The sequence below is a fragment of the Schaalia georgiae DSM 6843 genome, assembly GCF_000429245.1.
Taxonomy (GTDB): domain Bacteria; phylum Actinomycetota; class Actinomycetes; order Actinomycetales; family Actinomycetaceae; genus Pauljensenia; species Pauljensenia georgiae.
The window spans coordinates 1-1187 of sequence record NZ_AUBM01000027.1 but is presented as its reverse complement, the minus strand read 5'-3'; the positions used below and the strand labels follow the sequence as shown (position 1 = coordinate 1187).

Sequence of the window (1187 nt, the reverse complement as noted above, 5' to 3'; positions counted from 1 at the left end):
TTGACATACTTACGGGTATGGATCCCCTCGACGACGAACCCACCCCTGCCGACGACGCCCCGGAGACACCCCCGGGCGGCGCCCAGCAGGACGGCGGCCCGCGCGCCGACGAAGAACCACTGCACGGTTGGATGATGGCGGACTCTGAGGCCAACCAGGCGACCGTATTCGCCCCCGACGGGCCCGCCAGCCCATCCAGGAAGCGGCGACGGAGTCCGATCGCCGCAGTCGTGTGCGCGGCACTGGTCATCGTGGTGGCCGTAGCCGTCCACGTCATGGGGAAGCAGCGGGAGCGCCGGCTCCTCGACATGGAGCCGCAGTCGGGGCCCGCGCCCCTCGCCGAGCAGGTCGGCTACTCGGGGGAGGCGCGGGCGACGGGCGCTCCGTCACCCGCGTGGGCGCGCGGAGTCGCCACCGCCTGGCGAATCAACGAGAAGCTGGACGAGACGTTCCCCGAGTACGGCGCCCGCCTGGCGGTCGAGGGCAGCCGCATGTACGTTGTCACGCTCTCCTCGGTGCGCGCCTACGACATCTCCGGCTCGAAGCCCGCGCTGCTGTGGAACTCCCCCCTCACGAGCGAAGAGTTCGCGCCAAAGCCGATCGTGTGGGGCGATCGCCTGGTGGTCGGAAGGGCTATTCTCACGGCGGACTCCGGGCAGGTGGTCTCCTCCCTGCCGTCCGCCATCGAGGGCACCGCCGTCGGAGTCGTCGACTCGGTTCTGGTGGTTTGCGGGGAACTCAGCAAGCAGTGCTGGGGAGTGGACGCCTCCCTCAACAGGCTGTGGACGGCCGAGGGCCCAGGATGGAGGTGCCCCGGAGTCTTCCAGACGGCGAGCGCGGGCGGCCGCACCTGGATCCACTTCGGCTTCGCCGAATACAAGGACTTCCACACAGTCGTCGAAGCCCGCACCGGAGCCACGGCGGAACTCGGGTTCGGGGCGGGCACTCCCTCGCTGATCCGCCCCGCGGCCAACGGTTGGCTCGTGGAGGGCGACCACTCGACGTTCATGACCGCCGAGGCGGACGGCACCGTGCGGCAGACCTTCACCCTGGCGAAGGGCGACCCCGCTGCGGGCGACCAGCCCGTCGTCCCCGGCGGCCAGCCGACGGTGGAGCAGTGGGAGCGCTACTACGGCAGCGCCGACGCCTCGTGGGCGCTCGGGGTCCTCGGCGCGACGGGAGAGGGG

Annotated in this window: 1 pseudogene; it reads left to right on the top strand. The window is 71.1% G+C overall.

Annotated elements, in window-relative coordinates:
• Window positions 1-17: 17 nt before the first annotated feature.
• Window positions 18-1187: pseudogene (locus G447_RS0108585) on the top strand (hypothetical protein); the annotation flags it as partial.